The organism is uncultured Kriegella sp., from assembly GCF_963975415.1.
Classification (GTDB): domain Bacteria; phylum Bacteroidota; class Bacteroidia; order Flavobacteriales; family Flavobacteriaceae; genus Kriegella.
Map to the genome: position 1 here is coordinate 67,878 of NZ_CAXBGN010000015.1, position 20,279 is coordinate 88,156.

The following is a 20,279-nucleotide window of genomic DNA, read 5'->3' on the forward strand; positions in this document are numbered from 1 at the left end:
TTTAATGGGCTTTTACGGTTTTAAAAGTCATGAGTACATATTATAAGCACAATTTCATCATTGTTCTTTCCAAATCCTTTGCGAATTTTGTTAAAGGCGATTCGTATTTGAGACTCTACAGTTTTTACCGAAATCCCTAGCTTATCGGCAATTTCTTTATTTTTGTAACCTTCTTTTTTACTCAGTAATAAAATCTCTTTACATCGGTCGGGTAAGCTGTCGACCAAACTCTTGACTTTTTCTATTTTCTCCAAAAGAATAGAATCATCTTCGGTTGTTTGGTCTTGCAATACCTTGTGTTTTAAAAAAATCAAAGAATGCTCTAACTTTTTATCCCTGCGGACATTTTGCATACAGGAATTGTATACAGACTTGTATAAGTAAGCCTTTATAGAGGTTTTAATGGCAAGTTCCTCACGTTTAGCCCATAGTTTGATAAAGACGCCCTGAACAATATCTTCTGCATCTGGAAGACATTGGGAAAATTGTAAAGCATAAATACACAAAGGTCGGTAATGTTGGTCAAAAAGTATTTTTAGAGCATGACTTTCGCTTCGTTGTATACATGCCCATATACCCTCATCATCCATTTTTATACGACAATTTTATTTGATACTATTTTAATCTAGCGCCTGAATTAAGAGTGAAAAGTAACAATAAGTTTAAGCATACTATAATTTTTTTAGAAAATATCTTGGTCTAAGCGGTAACGTATTCGATTGCAAAAAAAATATGAAATAGCTATTTGTCATTCAATAAGGCCAATTCGAATATCCCTCTTTTTTTAGGGAATACTGGCGGTCAAAGAGTTCATATCTAAGCGCTGGGCTTGCTTTGAAAACAAGTTGTTTCATTGCCTACTGGAAATAGAAAAAAGCGAAAATGATAGAAAACGGAGTTCTGAATAGTGAATTAATAAAAAAAAGTTGATTTTTTTTAAGGGTATATCGGTTTTGGTGCATCATAATTAAAAATATAATAAACAAACCTTTCGTGTATTGAAAACTTTGGTGCTGAAATTCCTTATAAACACCATTTCCAAAAAAGAACTGAAAATTCTTCAAAAATGGCTGGGTAACCCTAAGAACAGGGAGTATTTTAAAGAGATGATCGAGACCAATCAAAGATTGGATTTTGCCTATCGAAAAATTGATGAAGAAACTGCTTATCGGCGTATTATAAAAGCAACTTCCGAAAAGGGGGTTGGCGCTCCTAAAAGAGCGCATCCTATTTTCAAATATGCTGCCATAGTCCTATTATTCATTGCCACTTCTTTTGGCCTATATATTTTCATGCACAAGAATGAAAATGTAAAAATTGTTTCGATGCCTCAGGTAAGTGCCGCTGAATCTGAGATTGTACTAGAATTGGAAGATGGTAGCTTGAAGGTACTTAACGAAAGTGAGAATGTCGCTATAACGAATGATAAGGGAGATAAGGTTGTACAGCAAGAATACAATACACTTAAATACGCTGCATCCTCTTCAACTGAAACCGATCTGGCATATAATAAATTGAAGGTCCCATATGGGAAACGTTTTGTCATTGAGCTTTCAGATGGTACGGTCGTTCATCTCAATGCAGGGACAAAATTAAGATACCCCAAAGTTTTTGCCGAAGCTGGTAATAGGGATGTTTATCTTGAGGGAGAGGCTTTTTTCGATGTCGAAGAAAATAAGGCACAACCATTTGTGGTACATACCCAACAAATGAACGTTCGTGTACTTGGTACAAAATTCAATGTTTCCAGTTATGATAACGAAAATAGTACTTCTACGGTACTGGTCGAAGGAAGTGTAGGGGTTTATGATACAGCTAAGAAATATAGTAATGCTGACGGCGTGGTTATTTCCCCTAACCAGCAGGCTAAAATACAAAACGGTGAATTTACAGTTGCGGAAGTAGATGTACAGCGTTTTATCGCTTGGATGGAAGGGAAATTATTTTTTGTCAATGACCGGTTCGAGGATATTGTAAAAGTTTTGGAACGGAATTATAACATCAAGATTATTAATAGGCACCAAGAGTTGAACGATATTCGATATACCGGAACTTTTCAAGAGAAAACTTTGCCCGAAATATTAAATGTGTTTAAAAGGAATACCAAATTTGACTATGAAATAGATAACGATAGTATCGTAATAATACCTTCCTTACCCTGAAACGAAATCAACCCCTATAAATACAAATCATATAAAGCCAATGAATTAAAAGAAGTGGAAAGAACACAATTCGATTTACCAAATGACAGAACAACAGTCGATAACCAACAAAATCATTCCCAATTATGAAAATGACCAACATTAAGAAGGTATTTGAAAAAATAACTTCGCATCTCAATCTGAAAATGAAGATGACCGTCTTCTTTTTAATTACTTCGTTTTTTCAAATAAATGCAAGTGAAGGCTATGCCCAAATCACTAAGATTAGCTTGAACTTAGAAGAGGTCACGCTCAAAGAGGCCTTTGAAGAGATAGAGGGTAAAACTGATTTTAGGTTCTTTTACAAGAACCAAGATTTAGAGCTCAACCGAAAGGTAACGTTGAAAATGAAAAAAAAACCTATCGATATTATATTGGCCAAGCTTTTTCAAAATGGAGGGGTAACCTTCGAGGTGTACGATAAATATATTGTTCTTAAAAAAGTTGTTTCCGATATAAAATCAAATGACGTAGGGCCCGTAATACAATCAAAACTTATACAATCTTCGATAAGTGGTATGATTGTCGATGAAGATGGGGCTCCCTTGCCGGGCGCCAGCATTGTGGAGAAAGGTACGGTCAATGGCACCCAATCCGATTTTGATGGCAACTTTACCTTAGAGGTAGATAATGATGCCGTTTTACTGATTTCATTTATTGGCTTTATGTCTAAAGAGGTGTCCGTCGCAGGTCAGCAAAATATTACAATAACGCTTGCCGAGAATACCGATGCTCTTGATGAAGTAGTGGTGGTGGGCTATGGTACCAAAAGAAAGAAAGACATCATTTCCGCAGTTTCTGTCGTTGATATTGAAGAGGTAAAGGATGTTCCGGCTGCAGATGTTTCAAGAATGTTATTGGGTCAGGCGGCCGGTGTTAATGTAGCGTCTAGCTCAGGTCGTCCTGGCCAGAACCTTGATATATCCATTAGAGGATTGGGGTCATTGGGAGCCGGAAATGACCCGCTATGGGTAGTTGATGGATTTCCTCTTGAATCTTCCGATGGTTTGAACCCCAATGAAATAGAATCCATATCCATATTAAAAGATGCAGCTTCAACCGCGATATATGGGGCCAGAGGTTCAAATGGGGTAATTCTCGTTACGACAAGAAAAGGCAAAGTAGGTAAGACCGCTGTTACCTTGGATGTGACTACAGGCTTTCAGAATGTTCCAGATTCGCGCAGGCTTGATATGATGAATGCCGTTGAATTTGGGGAATTTCAGAAATCAAGTTGGATTGATAGATATATTGCCGCCAATGGATCGGAACCCGCTGAAAGTGAAATTCCTATAGGCATTCGTAATCCCGAGAATAACACCATTTCCACAGATTGGATGGATGAAATATTAGCGAATGCTCCTTTATTTAAGAAGTATGACCTCTCCATTGCTTCTGGTAACGAAAAGACAACATCGCTAATTACCTTGGGTTATATGAATCAAGACGGGGTTGTTATCAAAACAAATTTTGAACGCTTCAATGTTAGGGCAAAAGTAGATAACAAGATTACCGATAAAATCACCATTGGGTTGAATCTGTCTGGGTCTAAAACGAATGAACGAATTATAGGGGCGGGAACCAGACATACACCCGTCGGACTCGCATTATGGGTAGACCCTAGGGAACCGGTTTATAATGAAGATGGAAGTTTTAATGCGTATTTGGGCGACAAGGATACGCCGGGTGATTTGATTTTTAACAGTGCCAACCCCGTACAAATATTACATGAACAAAAAACCACTTTGAACACAAGTAGGTTACTGGCCAACAGTTACGCAGAGTTCAAATTTTTGAAAGACTTTACATTCAAATCAACGCTTAATGCTAGTTTGGTCAATTCAAGATATAATCAGTTTACGCCATCAACTCTTTCGGGCTTTTCATGGAATCAGCCGGCGCCGAACGATGCTGATCTATCCGAGGAATATATAGAAACCTTCAATTGGTCGGCAGATCAATTACTTTCCTACGCAAAGGTATTGAACGATGTTCATAGCATTACCGCCTTATTGGGGTATACTTCACAAGAGTCTACGATGAGGTCAATTAATGGGGATGGAACGAAATTTCCTGATGATGATATTCGATTTCTGCAACAAGCAGAATCTTTGTCAGCGGAATCTGAAGAATCTAGTTGGAGTCTTTTGGCTTATTTTACCCAGCTCAACTATGCTTATAAAAATAAATATTTAGTGTCTGCCACATACCGCAGGGAAGGAAGTTCTAGATTCGGATCGAATAATAGATGGGGTAATTTTCCAGCCGTTTCAGCAGGTTGGAGAATCTCTGAAGAGGCCCTTTTACAAGATGTATCATGGCTGAATGATTTAAAGTTACGTGCAAGTTTTGGCGCCACAGGAAACAATGATATCGGTAATTATCCTAGTTTATCTACCCTCGGAACAAATAATTATATTACCGGGGGAAGTTTTCAGGCAGGCAAGATACTAAACTCACTATCGAACCCGAACCTGGGTTGGGAGAAATCGGAACAATTTGATTATGGTATCGATTTAACAATGTTCAACAATCGGTTTAGCTTCGTGGCGGAATATTATAAAAAAACTACGACAGACATGCTTTTGCCTGTGAATATACCAGTTATAACTGGGTTTGAGACCACCTTTACAAATATTGGTAAAGTAGAGAATACAGGTGTTGAATTAGGGTTGAACTATAAAACCAATATCACCGAAGACCTAAAGTTCCGTAGCAATTTCAATATTTCGTTCAATAAAAACAAAGTGCTTGAAATAGATGGCGATAATGACGAAATCAGAACAGGCGGTATATATGGGGCGCATCATGTATCACAAGTAGGCAGACCCATTGCTATGTTACATGGGTTTAGGCAGCTTGGAGTGTTTCAGTCTCAAGCAGAAATTGACGCCTCACCTATTCAAGATGGTGCCGTGCCAGGCTCTTTTAAGTTCTGGGATGCCAATGGAGATGGTGAAATTACGTATGATTTTCAAGATTATGTAGAAATCGGAAACCCACATCCAGAATTTGTGTATTCGTTCAATTTGGGGTTAGATTATAAAGCCTTTGATTTTAATATTGTATTCACCGGAGCGCAAAACTATGAGGTTTTTACAGAAATAGAGCATACTACTATGAATGTAGACGGGGTTTTCAATGTAGAAACGAAAGCTGCGGATAGGTTTAGGTATACCACCATGTCTGGCGATGGCCCTACTTCCAACTTTTGGAAATGGGAACGTGAAGGGAATAGTTATTATATTTCTGATGCAAGCCATCTATGGTTGAGAAGTTTATCCATAGGATATACAGTTCCGCTAAATGAAAACTTCTTTCTTGACGGAGCCAGATTTTATGTTAATGGAGATAACCTTCACCTCTTTTCGGGTTATGAATATGGCAATCCTCAACCCAATGATCGTAGTGGGTTAAGGCCTGGTGTTGATGAAACGCCTTATCCTCTAGCGCGAACGGTTTCTCTTGGGGCAACATTGAAATTTTAATATTTAAAAAACTAAGGAATGAAAAATTTAATCAAGATAGTTATAAGTTTATCGATGGTTTTTTCCATGTTTTCGTGTAGCGATGATTTTTTAGATAAACCTAACCCTAATCAATTGGGGGAAGGAAGTTTTTATGCTACCGAAGTGCAAGTGCATCAGGCAGTGATGGGTGTTTATGGACAACTGCAGGGTATCACAGGTAACCAGTGGCTTTACAGTGAGATGATCACTGACAATACCACCGTTCATTTTGATGAAGGGAATAGGGGAAATGCACCCAATATAGAGTCTTTTGAATACTGGCAATACAATTCAGGTACAGGCCGAATGTATGACCTTTATAGGAACACCTATAATGCCATGGGAAATATTAATCTGACCTTGTCGAAACTCGAGGGAGCGGACATAGATGCCGATGCAAAAGCCCAGTTTGATGGAGAATTGCGATTTTTTAGAGCATATTATTATTTTCTATTAACGCAGTATTTCGGTGATGTGGTGCTGATGACCGAACCTTTAACCGATCCTTCAGCGGCATTTGAGTTAGAGCGTTCTCCAATTTCGGCAGTGTATGCTCAAATTGAAAGTGATCTCGCCATAGCGATAGCGTCCTTACCCCATCCCGATGCCGTCACTGCTTCGGATGCAGGACGGTTGACTAAAGGGGCGGCACTTACTCTTTCAGGTAAATTATGGTTGACAAGAAAAGATTTTGGGGCAGCCAAGGCGGCACTTGATCAAGTTGCAGCTTTGGGTTACAGTATATTGGATGATTATGCCGATGTTTTTGACCCCACTAACAAAAACCATGATGAATCTATTTTTGAAGTACAATTTCAAGGAGGAAATGACCTTGGCGAACAGAGTGGATTCATCTATGAATTTTATCCAAAGTTCACCAATGGTGAGGTTACTGGTTTTGATGGCATAAGCGGAGGGGGATGGAATATTCCTACTTTGGATATCATTGGGGCTTATGAAGATGGTGATCTGCGCAAGGCCATATCGATAAGTGAAGGGTACATCGATAAAAATACCGGTGAGTTCGTTGCAATTCCTTTTGTTGAAAAGTACCATTATGAACATGCCATTCAGGGCCGCCCTGATAGTAACTGGCCAATATACAGATATGCCGATGTGTTATTGATGCTTGCCGAGGCGATTAATGAGCAGTCAGGACCAAACACCGAGGCTTATGGTTATCTTAATCAAGTTAGGCAGAGAGCAGGCCTAGACCCTCTTGCAGGCCTTTCCCAAGATGAATTCAGAACCGCCTTACTTCATGAAAGAAGGATCGAATTGGCCTTTGAAAATCACCGTTGGTTTGACTTGAGAAGAACCTTGAGTACTACGGAGCTTGTCGCACTTTTAAATGCCCACGGAGCGTTGGAAAAAGCTAACCAAACGACGCCACGAGGGTCGGTAGGCTTTTCGGCGGGGGATTATATTTTTGATACACATGAAATTTTGTTTCCCATACCGAATAGGGAGCGGGTGGTAAATCCAGAATTAAGTCAAAATGAAGGATATTAGCACTTGAGCCAAAAATAGTATCCTTGAAAATTAGTAATTTGCAAATGACGCATAAAATACTTGGTTTTTTAGGGATGGTAAGGCGATTTATAAATGAATAGGAGAGCGTGTATGTTTAAGTCAAATATTTCGGCACATGGATGATTTTAATTGGATATTTCAGCTTTTAGGGCGTTTTCATCCCCTTGTGGTACATTTTCCCATAGGGCTGTTGGTGGTTGCCTTGTTCTTCGAGCTGCTTACTATTGGAGGAAAGCGACCGGCACTGCGTGAAGGCATTCATTGGATGGTCTATGTGGGTGCCGCATCTGGCGTGCTTGCCGCATTGTTGGGTTGGTTGCTTCGTACCCATGACGATTATAGTGGTGATTTAGTGGCCAATCATCAAAATGTAGGTATTGCCACGGCCGTATTCAGTGTTGTCACAGCATTATTGTTACGAAATACGATTAATGGAAGATTGAGTGATTACCGTATCTATCGTTCCGGGCTTATAGTTACAGTTGTATTGCTGGCTATAGCAGGCCATTTAGGGGCGAACCTAACCCATGGTGAAGACTACCTGACCAGTGTATTGCCTGGTAATACAGATGCTTATGATAATAGTAAGTCCGTAGCCCTGCTTGCTGAATTAAAACAATCAGATTCGTTATCCGAAATTCAGCAAGATAAGCTTAACTTGGAGGTAAGGGCTATTTTTGCACACAATTGTTATCAATGCCATGGTGAAAACAAGCAAAAAGGAGAATTGGTATTGGAGCATAAAGAGGGTGTCTTTAAGGGCGGTGAATCCGGTCTGGCTATTGTTCCCGGAAAACCTTCGGAAAGCGAACTGTATAGAAGGGTTACACTCTCCCCAAACGATGATGAGGTAATGCCCAAAAAGGGAAAGGTGCTAAAGGACAATGAAATAGCACTTATCAAACTGTGGATTCAAAACGGGGCACATTGGTCCGATAAAGCACTTAAGGTATTTCCTGAAGCACCCTTGGCCCTTGTAAAACCTGAATTGCCAAAAGTTGACGGGCAAAGCCATCCCGTAGATCAATTGATTGGTTCCTATTTTGAAAAAAATAGTGTTGATTGGTCTGAAACCATTGATGATAGAACTTTTATCAGAAGGGTCTATATGGATGTAATCGGCCTGCTTCCCGAACCAGAGGCCATTTCTGAATTTGCCAACGATTCAAATCCTGAGAAAAGAAGTGTGCTCATAGATACACTTTTGGCTGACACCCACAACTATACCCAGAACTGGTTGAGCTTTTGGAACGACCTTTTGCGCAATGATTACAGTGGTACCGGATTTATTACAGGGGGAAGAAAACAGATTACCGATTGGTTGTATACTTCTTTGGAAGAAAATAAACCCTACGACCAAATGGTCAAAGAATTGGTCGATCCCACCGATGTTTCAGAAGGTTTTATCAAAGGCATCCAGTGGCGAGGTGTTGTCAATGCCAGTCAGCGTACCGAGATGCAAGCGGCCCAGAATATCGGACAATCGCTGCTCGGGGTAAATGTAAAATGTGCCTCGTGTCACAATAGCTTTGTGAGTAATCTTACATTAGGGGAAACATATGGTTTTGCTTCCATTTTTGCTGATTCTGTATTGGAGCTGAACCGTTGCGATAAACCATTGGGTAAAATGGCAAAGGTGAATTTTTTATATCCCGAACTGGGAGATGTGGAGGCCGAGAGCGTCAAAGAACGGTTGGAAAAGCTTTCTGAAGTAATAATCAAACCTGAAAATGGTAGATTATATCGAACCATTACCAATCGTTTCTGGAAACGGTTAATGGGTCGAGGCATCGTTGAGCCGGCCGATGAAATGGACAATACCCCATGGGACACTGATTTGTTGGATTGGTTGGCTTCCGATTTTATAGCATCGGGTTATAATCTGAAACATTTGATGAAACGAATTATGACATCAAAAGCATATCAGTTGCCTACTGCGCACTACGAAAAACTTGAAGATATCAAGTCCGATTATGTTTTTACAGGGCCTGTTCTTCGACGGATGAGTGCCGAGCAATTTTCAGATGCCGTAAGTCAGGTAATCAAACCGATGTATGCGGCCGTTGCTTTTAACCCTAAAGGAGGTGAATTACCTTCTTCAAGAATATGGCACCGTGAAATAAAGTTTGACCGTGATGTATTGCCCGAACCAGGGAAGCGATATTTTCGAAAAACGATTGTGCTTCCCAATAAAGAAATAAGAAATGCAAAAGTATTGGTTTCGGTTGATCATTCACATACACTTTACATCAACGATAAAAAGGCGTCCGAAGGTTCTGATTGGACAAAGGTGTATCGGTCTGATGTTACTTCTCTATTGTTAAAAGGAAAGAATACGATAGCGATAGAAGGCATCAATGAAGGCACTATTGCCAATCCGGCCGGGATATTGTTTTCCATGAAGATAACGTATGCCGATAGTAGTGATGTGATTATTAACTCTGATAAAAGTTGGAAGAGTACGGCAGAAGAACCCAATAAGTCATGGACAAATGTGGCCTTTGATGATAGTGAATGGGCGGAAGTACGTAATTTCGGAACTGCCAATTGGGGTGAACTTATCGATTTTTCATTTGAAGAACATGATGGTGAGTTTGCCCGTGCCAGTTTAGTCAAACAGCACCCGTTCATGAAAGCATTGGGCCGGCCAAGTAGGGAGAACGTTGCAACTTCCAGAGATGACCAAGCCACTCTTTTACAGGCATTGGAACTGACCAATGGCGAGTTTTTTAATAAGGTCTTGGAAGAAGGGGCCGGGCAGTGGTTAAAAAGATATGGTAACAACAGTGAAAAAATTGTTGATGAACTCTATCAAAAATCGTTGGGTCGACAACCCACCGGTGAAGAGAAGGAGATAATGCTGGCCGTTTTGGGCAATCAACCACAACAGGAAGCATTACAAGATATATTCTGGTCTACATTGATTTTACCAGAATTCCAATTTATAAACTAGTGATGGCGATGGATGAACAAAACACACGTAGAGATTTTATAAAGAAAATGACAGCGGCAAGTTTGGCAGCTTCGGCGACCACTATTCCGTTGGCAAGCTTTCTAAGTTCATGCACGAATACGGTTCCAAAAATCCCCTCGACGGCCGATACCGTTATTTTATTGTGGATGGCCGGAGGCATGGCCCACACCGAAACTTTTGACCCCAAAGCATATGTTCCATATGAGAAGGGTGTAGAAAGCAAAAGGGTGCTAAGTACCTTTCCTAAAGTGCCTACCGCTGTCGATGGGCTAGATTTTTCGAAAGGCTTAGAATCGATAGGAGGTGTAATGGATAAAGGCGCCATTATCCGTTCGTACAAATCGGCAGATTTGGGACATATCTTACATACAAGGCACCAATACCATTGGCATACCTGTTACGAGCCCCCCCAATCGGTTCAGGCGCCCCATATCGGAGCGTGGATTGCGAAAGAACTAGGGCCGGCCAATCCGGTGATACCCCCATTTATCGCCATGGGACAACGATTTACTGTGGGCGAGGCGGAAGAGTTGAAAGCATTTCACTCAGCAGGGTTCTTAGGTAGTGAATACGGACCGTTTTTGATTCCTGACCCATCGGGCGGACTTGAAAGTGTGCGCCCCCCGCAAGGAATGTCTATCAAAAGATTCGAGGCCCGTTACAAATTGTATAAAGAATTGGCCAATAAAAGTAAGGTCATGGAAAGTGGTAGCGATTATCAAAAGGAATCGCTAATGCGTTCTATGGAACAATCATATCGTTTGTTGAATTCACCAGAGGCAAAGGTCTTTGATTTGTCAGAGGAACCGAAAGAAGTCTATGACACCTATAACACAGGGCGGTTTGGTTTGGGGTGCCTTTTGGCCAAGAGGTTGGCTATGAACGGTGGAAGGTTTATTAGTGTTTCAACGGAATATGAGCCGTTTTTGGGTTGGGATACCCATGAGAACGGACATACCCGACTTGTAAAGATGAAAGAACTTATTGATCGGCCCATAGCGCAATTGGTAAAAGATTTAGAAGAGAGCGGCCATTTAGACCGAACATTGATTATATTGGCAAGTGAGTTCAGTCGTGATGCTATTATGGAGGGGCGACCTGGCGAACAGGTCCAGGATCAAGTACCTCAGCCCGATGTTATAGAAGATGAGAAATTTTACGGAATGCATCGGCACTTTACCGATGGCAGTTCGATACTGATGTGGGGTGGAGGTGTTGAAAAAGGGTTGGTATATGGTAAAACAGCAGATGAAAGACCTTGCTCCTCAATAGAAAATCCCGTTGTGATCGATCAAGTACATCAATCGATTTACCATGCGTTGGGAATGCATCCTGAAACACATTATACCATCGAGGGAAGACCATTTTATACTACTCCAGACGGGCATGGTAAACCTATTTTGGATTTGTTCGGAAAACCCATGAAGAACACTAAAAATCAAGATAAAGAGGAACTGACCTCATAGTGCTACACGAAACTAAAACATTTAATGAGTAAATACATTTACCTATTATTGGTCGCTTTTTTCTGGTCTTGCCAAAATTCAAAAGACAATGAAATAAGTTTTAACCGCGATGTCAGGCCTATTTTGAACAATAAATGCCTTAGATGTCATGGTGGTGTCAAGGCTAGCGGTGAATTTAGCTTGCTTTTTGAAGAAGATGCATTTGGCCCGACCCAATCGGGAGCATCCGCCATTGTTCGTGGTAATCATTCGAAGAGTGAATTATATAAGCGTATCGTTCACGAAGATCCAGAGTTGCGTATGCCTTTTGATGCGCCTCCACTTACACAAAAAGAAATCGATGTGCTTGTCGAATGGATTGATCAAGGGGCAAAATGGGAAAAACACTGGGCCTATATTCCGCCAAAAAGAGACATCGAACCTCCAATGATAGATAGCCTGTCTTGGGCAAAAAACAAGATAGACCAATTTGTTTATGCTAAAATGCGGAAAAAGGAATTATCTCCCTCGCCCGAGGCCGACAAAGCAACATTGTTAAGAAGATTGTACCTTGACCTTATCGGTATGCCTCCGACCCATGAAGACGTTGAGAATTTTATGGGCAACAGTGCTACGGATGCTTATGAAAAAGAGGTAGATAAATTATTGGCTTCCCCGCATTTCGGTGAACGGTGGGCTACCATGTGGATGGATTTGGCCCGATATGCCGATTCTAAAGGGTACGAAAAGGATTCCAATCGTGAAATATGGAAATTCAGAGATTATGTAATCAACGCCTTTAATGAAGATATGCCGTTTGATCAGTTTTCGATCGAACAATTGGCCGGTGATCTTTTGCCAAACCCCACCGAACAACAATTGATTGCTACGGCTTTCCATAGAAACACCTTGGCAAATGATGAAGGAGGTACCGATAACGAAGAGTTTCGGGTGGCCGCTGTAGTCGAAAGGGTAGCGACGACCTACGAAGTTTGGCAAGGAACCACGATGTCATGTGTACAATGCCATAGTCATCCTTATGATCCTTTTCGCCATGAAGAGTTCTACCAGTCCATGGCATTTTTCAATAATGCTCGGGATAATGATTCCTATTTTGAAGAACCCAAACTTTTTACCTATTCCGATCAGAACAAAAAAGAAGTTGAATCGCTTCTTGCTTATATTGATGACGAGCTTTTGCCAGAAGATACGGCACCGAAAGCTTCCTATCTACATAGGGAAAAAGAAGCTGTTTTGACCCGGCTGGGTTATCGAGTACATGAGGCGGAATCATACTATGAATCAAGCCCTTTTATTGAATTGGATGAAAGTTTGAGTATGCTGTGGCAGGTACAAGACAGTTCTTGGGTCAAATACGATAAAATTGATCTTGAAAACATTACGGAAATTGGTTTTTTTGCATCGGCTACTATTGGATATGCGGGTGACATTTCAATCCATCTTGATTCGTTAAAAGGGAAAAAGATAGGAGGGGTCAAGATCACTAAGACCAAAGAGTTAAAGAAAGGCGATGATAAGAGAAATAACACCCGTGAGTTTAAGGCGGCAATCGATGCCGTAGGAGGAACACATGACATTTATTTAAGATTCTTTAAAGGAGAACGGTATGATGGCCACCTCTTTTATTTAGATAAGATGAGGTTTTACGAAGATGAACCTCGAATGGACTCCTATAACCCTGCCTTCAAACAAAAGTTAAAGAAGCTTGCCGAAATCCCGACTACATCGACTCCTATAATAGAAGAATTACCAGAGGCCGAAGCGCGAAAGACCTATCTGTTCGATCGTGGTAGTTGGCTGAGTTTGGGGAATGAAGTTACACGTAGCATTCCCAATATATATGACATTCCTGAAGCGGAAGAACCAAAAGACCGTTTGGCATTTGCAAAATGGATGATGAGTGATAAAAACCCGCTGGCTGCGCGGGTAGCGGTCAATCGGTTTTGGGAACAGCTTTTCGGTTTCGGATTGGTCGAATCGATGGAGGAATTTGGTACCCAGGGCGAAAAACCCACCCACCCGGAACTATTGGATTGGATGGCGGTTCGGTTTGAAACGACCCACGATTGGCATGTAAAGCCCTTTCTTCGTGAATTGGTGCTTTCGGCAACCTATCGGCAATCGTCTGACGCCAATGTTGAAAAAATCGAAAAAGACGCGCGCAATCAATGGCTTTCACGAGGTTTCCGAACACGCTTGTCGGCTGAGCAAATACGGGACCAAGTTTTGACTGTTAGTGGGTTGTTGAATCCTTTGATTGGAGGGCCAAGTGTAAATAATAGTAGTGTTGATGGTGGGTGGACTGGCGTTCCCGATTGGGCCGTCAAGGGAGATTCTGCCAAATACCGGCGATCACTATACACTTTGTGGAAACGGGTAACGCCACCCAATGAAATGCTTACCTTTGATAGTCCAGACCGATCGGTTTGCACTTCGCGCCGAATTCGTACCAATACACCATTGCAAGCTTTAAATCTATTGAACGACGAAACGTTTTTCGAAGCGTCCAACGCATTGGCCAAACAGATGCTACAAGCCGATATAGACCCGGAAAAACAATTAATGTTCGGTTATAATAAAGTAATGGGACGAACGATAAGTGATAAAAAACTTTTGCTGTTAAAGGAACTTTATCAAGATGCCCTATCGCATTTTAAGGAAGAAAAAGCGGAAGGGAACTTCCCGGAAGCCGCATCGGAAAAATTTGGTGATGAAAAGAATAATCTGGCAGCCCTGGCAATCGTTGCCAATACCTTGTTGAATTTAGATGAATTTATTGTAAAAGGGTGACCTATGGATATTTTAAATGAAGCGCATTTTAGGCAAAGTGAATACAATACCCGAAGGCATTTTTTAAAGAAATGTGTTACGGGAATGGGGGCGGTAACCTTAGGGTCGGTGATGGGGGGGGCAGACCTTTTTGCCAAGAGTTTATTGCCTTCGGGAGGAGGGGCTGGAATGCCACATTTCGTTCCCAAGGCGAAGCATGTGATTTATTTACATATGGCGGGGGCACCTTCACAATTAGAGCTTTTTGATTATAAACCAGAACTTCAAAAGATGAATGGGCAATCTTGCCCGCCGTCTCTACTCGAAGGTAAACGTTTCGCATTTATTAGGGGCGTACCTCAAATGTTGGGCCCACAGAGTAATTTCAAACAGTATGGTGAATCGCGTACTTGGGTATCTGATTATTTACCTAGATTCTCAGAGGTCGCCGATGAGGTCACATTCCTTAAATCGGTACACACCGATGAATTCAATCATGCCCCTGCCCAGTTTTTAATGCAGACCGGATCACCACGAACAGGGCGCCCTAGTTTAGGGGGGTGGGTCACGTACGGACTTGGGTCGCCCAACGAAAATTTACCGGGTTTTGTGGTTTTGCTTTCTGCTGGGGGTCCGACAGGAGGGAAACGGCTCTGGGGAAGTGGCTTCTTGCCCACGGTACATCAGGGGGTTCAGTGCCAATCTACGGGAACTCCGGTACAAAACCTTAAAAATCCTAAAGGAGTTGATAGTAAGATGCGGAAAAAATCCGTAGATATTATCAATAAAATTAATGAGCTGGAATACCAAGAAGCACAAGATCCTGAGATTTTGACCCGAATTTCACAATATGAAATGGCCTTCAAAATGCAGACTTCTGTTCCGAAAGTAATGAATATCGACAGTGAACCTGATTACATACAAGAAATGTACGGTGTTACCCCAGGTAAAAATTCTTTTGCGAACAATTGTCTCTTGGCGCGCCGATTGGTAGAAAATGGGGTGCGCTTTGTGCAATTATATGATGACGGATGGGATATGCACGGGGCGGGTCCCGGGGGAGGTGTAGGTGATGGTTTAAAACGAAAATGCAAACAGATAGATAAACCCATATCGGCACTTTTAATGGACCTTAAGCAGCGAGGAATGTTAGAAGATACTTTGGTCGTTTGGGGTGGTGAATTTGGCCGTACTCCCATGATGGAAGCACGTACCGGTAAAAATTTTCTCGGCCGTGACCACCATAATGAGGCTTTTACGATGTGGATGACGGGAGGTGGAATCAAAAGAGGGCATACCCATGGGGAAACTGATGAAATCGGCTATTCCGCTATAAGTGGAAAAGTACATGTGCACGATATTCAAGCGACCATTTTAAATCAGTTGGGGTTAGACCATGAGCGCTTGACTTATCGATTTCAGGGACGTGATTTTCGACTGACAGACGTTCACGGGAATGTAATCAAGGATATTTTGGCATAAACCAAAAGGAAGCCATACGTTGGTAGCAGACATATTAACCTTTTCCGATAAAACCGGAACAGAACATGAAGATTGAAATTTTCATAAACTAAAAAGAGCCTTATCCAGTTAGACAAAGCTCTTTTACGAGAACACTATATGAAAATGAAAAAATTTACTTCGTATTAATTACATGACAAACTTAATGCGTGGTCACCAAGACGACAATTTAATGATGTGAGTGTCTTCAATTTTGTTGTGAAAGACTACTTTTTTGATGAACAGTTGATGTACAGGTTTTAAGACCAACTATAATTCCATTATCGTATTACTTTACGCCATAAAATTTTAATAGGTGGTGGAAACGTTTTTTTGTAGTTTCATACAGTAAACCAGTTTATCGTAAAACATTTCCATGATGAAATCCATAAAACTACATGTAAATGGACAGGAACATGAAGTCGAAGTTGCTGCCGATACCCCATTGCTATACGTGTTACGTAATCAACTTCAATTAAACGGACCCAAATTTGGTTGTGGTCTGCAACAATGCGGCGCTTGTATGGTTCTGAAAGACGGCGAATCCGTTGCTTCCTGTAGGCTGCCCATCAGTGCCATTACAAAGTCAAAGATTCGCACTTTGGAAGGAATGATCGATGAAAACGGTAATTTACATAAGGTTCAGCAAGCTTTTATCGAGGAACAAGCTGCCCAATGCGGCTACTGCTTAAATGGTATGGTTGTGGCCTCTGTAGCCCTGCTCGAAAAGAACAATACACCGACCGATGACGAAATAAAAAAGAAATTGGCGCTGAATATTTGTCGCTGCGGAATTCATTCAAGAGTGCTAAAGGCAGTTAAAAAAGCCGCATCAAAATAAGGAGATATGACAGCTACAAGACGTGATTTTATCAAACAACTGGGATATATAAGCGTTGGTTTTTCAATGGTCGGAACCGTTGGCCTGGCAAATGGGGGCTTTCTAGCGTCGGATAAAATAGATTTATTGAAAGGGCTTCCGGAAAAGAATCAGATCAATGCCTGGTTACAAATATTGGAAAATGGAAAGATAAGGGTCTTAAGCGGGAAAATTGAATTGGGGCAGGGAATCCGAATAGCTATCGCCCAAATGGCTGCGGAAGAACTGAATACTGATTTAGATTTGATCGAGGTAAACATAGCGGAAACCGGTGTGACCCCAAACGAAGGTTTTACCGCAGGAAGCAGTTCTATTGTGTCAAGCGCTATGTCAGTTCGAAAGGCTGCTGCTGCGGCACGCGAGATTATTCTGAAAATGGCCTCCGAAAAATGGGGAATAGGCATTTCAAAACTACAACTGAGAGATGGCCAGGTCATAGGGCCGAAACAAGAAATAGCGCTATATGCCCTTTTTGAGGGCAAACAAATTGAAGAAACGATAGCGTCGGTAACGGAATATAAGGGGAAAACCATTCGGAAATATGTTGGTCAACCTATCCCCAGAAAAGATATTGATGCAATGGTCAGGGGGCAAGAAGTATTTGTACAAGACCTCCGTTTTCCGAATATGGTACATGCTCGGGTAGTTCGCCCACCAAGTTATACGGCAAGGTTGACTTCTTTTAATGAGGCAGAATTCAGAAAATCACCGAATCTTTTAAAACTGATACGTAAAGGGAGTTTTCTTGGGGTATTGGCAAAAGATGAGTATCAGGCCATTCAACTCATGGAAAAAGCCAAGCGACTTGCGAAATGGAATGCCCCAGAAAGTTTGCCTGATAATATAAATTTAAAGGAATACCTGAAAATGTTGCCCGCTGATGTGGAAATACATGAAAAAAAAGGAGATTCGGAGACTTCCTTAAAACAGTCCAAAAACCGACTTAGTGCATCTTTCTTTAAGCCCTATCTGATGCATGCTGCCAATGGCCCCTCATGTGCCGTGGCGCTTTTTAAGGAAGGGGAACTGTACGTGTGGACCCACAGCCAGGGTGTTTATCCTTTAAGAAGAACTCTGGCAAAACTACTTAAGATGGCTGAAGAGACCGTTCATTTAAAGGCGGTTCCCGGATCGGGTTGTTTCGGTCAAAACGGGGCGAACGACGCTGCAACCGAAGCAGCACTAATAGCATTGGAATATCCTGGGAAACACGTTCGCCTTCAATGGACTCGTGAAGACGAAAATGGATGGGAACCCTACGGAACGGCTATGATCGTAGAATTGCAAGCAGGTCTTGATGAAAGGGGAAAAATCGAGGGCTGGAACTGTGACATTTGGTCCGACGGGCATAGCAATCGACCGAACGGTAACCCTAACACGCTGCTTCCCGCCCAGTTTTTAGAGGAAGGTTATGGTCATCCTGGAATTGGTTATCGTGGCGGTGCCGTACGAAACGCAATTCCATATTATGACATTCCCGACCTTAAAGTCGAGACGCATATCTTTCAAGGGCCATTACGGGCATCTTCGTTGCGGGGCCTAGGCACTTATACAAACGTCTTTGCCATCGAATCGTTTATGGATGAGCTGGCGCGCATGTCGAACTCGGACCCCATTGAATTCCGTATTCGACATTCGACCGATGAAAGATCCGTTGTCTGTATGCGAAAGTTGGAGCAAAAGCTAATAGGTATTTCCCTGAAAGATGGCGAAGGTTTGGGCCATGCATTCTCCCGTTATAAAAACAATGCGGCTTATTGTGCCATGGCGGCTCATGTACATGTGAATGAGATAACAGGAAACGTTCAGGTCAAAAAAATGTGGGCTGTTGTCGATGCTGGGGAAACGATCAATCCAGACGGACTAAAAAATCAAATGGAGGGGGGAATGATCCAGTCGGCCAGTTGGGCACTCAAAGAGGAAGTCCGTTTTGATGCCCTTCATGTCACCAGTCTTGATTGGAATTCCTATCCTATATTTCGGTTTCCCGATGTTCCTGAAGTGGAAGTCGAGGTAATCGATAGGATTGACCAACCACCAATGGGTGCCGGAGAAGCAGCACAAGCACCTGCTACAGCTGCCATCGTAAATGCGATTTTTGATGCCGTCGGCGTTCGTATTAGAGAGTTGCCGGTGAGCAAAGAATTGATCAAACAGGCCAAAATTTCAATCCATTAAAGAACGAGATGCTTGAAACTAAAAAGAGCCTTGTCTAGTTAGACAGGGCTCTTTTACGAGAACACTATATGAAAATGAAAATTTTTATTTCTTGTTTTATTACATTGTAAACTTACGGAGACATGCAACGAACTACAATTATATGTTGTGAGCTAGCCTATTTTTGTTGTGAAAGGAGTAATATATGATGTTATGAAAAAAAGTAGGTGTAAAAATGGAGATTAAATGACGTGTAAATATTGATTTTTAAGGGTTTGTGTTCAAAAAATAAACCGCCGGTTTTTGAGCCTGACGGTTTTGTTGCGGGATGATACGGTAAGCTATTTCAAATAATTACCTTGTGCATCCAATTTAAGGTTCTTTTTTGACCGATCTTTTCGCAATTTTACTTTATAGAGTTTTTTGGGTTCTTTTCCATAGCCATAGGAAACCTCATAAGAGCTTGAATAAAGGTCCCATCCAGGGTGTTCTTTGAAAATGGCGTTTCTTACCTCGAAGGGAGGTGTAATCGCATCAAATTTTTCATTTGAGGCAAGAACTTTTCCTGCTTTATCAAACTGAGCTCGTATATAACCGTTTCCGTTAGTGCCATCTACAAACACAACTTCATATAAATCAAGATCTTTTGTAAACCTACTATCTTGATGCAGATTGTATTTTGCGACCCTATATTCCAATGCCTTTACCGGTCTTGGGGTATTTGGGTCTTGAATGTTTTTAAGGTATTCCATGTTTTTAGCAGTTACCTCTACCGGTTCTATGTGTATCGTTTTCATACGATCTACGGGTTGGGCAGTACCAAAGTAAAATGTTCCGATTGCCAAAAGGCAGGCTGTTGTTGTTCTCATGATGAAATTTTTTTATGGTTTTTATTTAGTGGAATTTGAATTCTCTATGGGGATACTTCACATCTTCAATGAAATTCGGCGTATGCCAATTGGCAACGTAATTTTGTCTTTTCAAAATGTCTTTGAAATTGTAATTCGATTACCGGGAGCGCTTTTGTATTATAATTGTTGGTTCTGAAGGTGTTGTTGAAAGTTGCTTTTAAGAGCATTAGCATATCGTTTTCCATTTTGTTGAATAGCTTTTGCAGTTCTGCATCCTCTTCAATGATTTTCATAACTGGGTTAAACTTGTGTTTTTCCATAATTGGTAGATTAGAGATTAGTACTATATATTTTGAATACCTCTAAGTTGTGAAAGAAAGAACTGAAATGAAAAATGGATGAGTGAATGGCCCAATTATCTTAGTAAATGGCCTAAATA

Annotated in this window: 12 protein-coding genes; 9 read left to right on the forward strand and 3 right to left on the reverse strand. The window is 41.3% G+C overall.

Annotated features, from left to right (window positions below; all coding sequences use genetic code 11):
• Window positions 1–20 precede the first annotated feature (20 nt).
• Complete coding sequence (locus tag AACZ88_RS21915; protein ID WP_339715266.1) at window positions 21–590, reverse strand: RNA polymerase sigma-70 factor; 570 nt, start codon at window positions 588–590, stop codon at window positions 21–23.
• 408 nt (window positions 591–998) lie between these two features.
• On the opposite strand from AACZ88_RS21915, the gene AACZ88_RS21920 reads away from it, so the two are divergent.
• The 9 genes from AACZ88_RS21920 (at window position 999) to AACZ88_RS21960 (ending at window position 19,010) form a co-directional block, all read left to right on the forward strand.
• On the forward strand, window positions 999–2,162 hold the full coding sequence (locus AACZ88_RS21920) for a FecR domain-containing protein (RefSeq protein ID WP_339715269.1): 1,164 nt from the start codon (window positions 999–1,001) through the stop codon (window positions 2,160–2,162).
• 125 nt (window positions 2,163–2,287) lie between these two features.
• Window positions 2,288–5,689: a TonB-dependent receptor gene (locus AACZ88_RS21925; RefSeq protein ID WP_339715272.1), complete on the forward strand. Its 3,402-nt coding sequence runs from the start codon at window positions 2,288–2,290 to the stop codon at window positions 5,687–5,689.
• An 18-nt stretch (window positions 5,690–5,707) separates the two neighbouring features.
• Complete coding sequence (locus tag AACZ88_RS21930; RefSeq protein WP_339715275.1) at window positions 5,708–7,222, forward strand: RagB/SusD family nutrient uptake outer membrane protein; 1,515 nt, start codon at window positions 5,708–5,710, stop codon at window positions 7,220–7,222.
• Window positions 7,223–7,358: 136 nt separating this feature from the next.
• Window positions 7,359–10,196 (forward strand): DUF1549 domain-containing protein, encoded by a 2,838-nt coding sequence (locus tag AACZ88_RS21935; RefSeq protein ID WP_339715278.1) that lies wholly within the window; start codon window positions 7,359–7,361, stop codon window positions 10,194–10,196.
• Between the two features lie 8 nt (window positions 10,197–10,204).
• Window positions 10,205–11,683 (forward strand): DUF1501 domain-containing protein, encoded by a 1,479-nt coding sequence (locus AACZ88_RS21940; RefSeq protein ID WP_339715280.1) that lies wholly within the window; start codon window positions 10,205–10,207, stop codon window positions 11,681–11,683.
• Between the two features lie 24 nt (window positions 11,684–11,707).
• Window positions 11,708–14,473, forward strand: a complete 2,766-nt coding sequence (locus tag AACZ88_RS21945) for a DUF1553 domain-containing protein (protein ID WP_339715282.1) — start codon at window positions 11,708–11,710, stop codon at window positions 14,471–14,473.
• A 3-nt stretch (window positions 14,474–14,476) separates the two neighbouring features.
• A complete protein-coding gene (locus AACZ88_RS21950; protein WP_339715285.1) occupies window positions 14,477–15,934 on the forward strand; it encodes a DUF1501 domain-containing protein in 1,458 nt (485 codons plus the stop codon).
• A gap of 394 nt (window positions 15,935–16,328) precedes the next feature.
• Window positions 16,329–16,793: a (2Fe-2S)-binding protein gene (locus AACZ88_RS21955; protein WP_339715287.1), complete on the forward strand. Its 465-nt coding sequence runs from the start codon at window positions 16,329–16,331 to the stop codon at window positions 16,791–16,793.
• Window positions 16,794–16,799: 6 nt separating this feature from the next.
• Window positions 16,800–19,010 (forward strand): molybdopterin cofactor-binding domain-containing protein, encoded by a 2,211-nt coding sequence (locus AACZ88_RS21960; protein ID WP_339715290.1) that lies wholly within the window; start codon window positions 16,800–16,802, stop codon window positions 19,008–19,010.
• Window positions 19,011–19,330: 320 nt separating this feature from the next.
• On the opposite strand, the gene AACZ88_RS21965 is transcribed toward AACZ88_RS21960, so the two are convergent.
• Both AACZ88_RS21965 and AACZ88_RS21970 read right to left on the reverse strand, forming a co-directional pair.
• On the reverse strand, window positions 19,331–19,858 hold the full coding sequence (locus tag AACZ88_RS21965; protein ID WP_339715293.1) for a hypothetical protein: 528 nt from the start codon (window positions 19,856–19,858) through the stop codon (window positions 19,331–19,333).
• Between the two features lie 65 nt (window positions 19,859–19,923).
• Window positions 19,924–20,160, reverse strand: a complete 237-nt coding sequence (locus tag AACZ88_RS21970; RefSeq protein WP_339715296.1) for a hypothetical protein — start codon at window positions 20,158–20,160, stop codon at window positions 19,924–19,926.
• Window positions 20,161–20,279 lie beyond the last annotated feature (119 nt).